Source organism: Pseudoalteromonas sp. MSK9-3 (assembly GCF_003590335.1).
Lineage (GTDB): Bacteria > Pseudomonadota > Gammaproteobacteria > Enterobacterales > Alteromonadaceae > Pseudoalteromonas.
In genome coordinates this window covers 1-831 of the sequence record NZ_MIET01000052.1, presented here as the reverse complement: position 1 = coordinate 831, position 831 = coordinate 1, and the positions used below count along the sequence as shown (strand labels likewise).

1 protein-coding gene is annotated in these 831 nt (G+C 38.5%); it reads right to left on the bottom strand.

All coding sequences use genetic code 11. The features are described from left to right. Nucleotides 1-831, bottom strand: an 831-nt coding sequence (locus BGP78_RS20170; protein ID WP_119863084.1) for an ISAs1 family transposase, incomplete at both ends; no start/stop codon positions are given.

Genomic DNA, 831 nt, shown 5'->3' with positions numbered 1-831 from the left:
TTCTCTAAAACCTACATCTAAGCGCCAGTGTAATCCATTTTCAATTTGCCAATGTTGACGCGCTGATACCGCCAGTTCTTCTGCTGTTAAATGTGCTGAACTTATGTAATAGCGATAACTTAACTCATTGCTTATTTTACCTTTTTCTTTTCTATAAGATACAATTACACCAATCGTTTTTGCGCTTTTCCAATGAACCGTTTCTGATAATTGTTTTAAATCATGGCTCACTGCACAACACCGGAATTCTTCTCTATTTCTTTGGTAGTCGGCTTCATTAAACAGCACACCACCTTTTGCTTGTTCGGCTAGCTTTGGTAATAGAGCACTTTCAATTTGCTTAAGTAACGCTTTTTGATTTGCCTTAACTGCAAGTAGATAATCGGCCTCTTTATCAATGATTTCTTGCGCTATCGACTTTTGACACCCCATTGCATCAATCGTAACTAAACAACCTTTTATTTCTAAAAGTCTCAAAAGCTCTGGTAACGCATTTATTTCATTAGACTTTTTATCAACTGGGGCTTGTCCCAAAACGACGCCGTTTTCACACGCAAAAGCACTCACCATAAACAGTGCATCACGCCTATCAGCTTGAGTAAATGAGCCTTTTAATCGCTTCCCATCTAAGGCAATTACTTCGCCATGAGTAAGCTTACAACACGTTTTCATCCAAGATGAAAATGAATCTTGAAATTGTGTTATGTCTATACGGCTAATAACTCTAGCAATCGTATCGTGGCGAGGAATGCCATTTTTAAACGGTACAAACTTTCTAAGCCAATTGAGTCGATCATGTCCAAAGTCTTCGATATCTTCCCAACCTTGGCA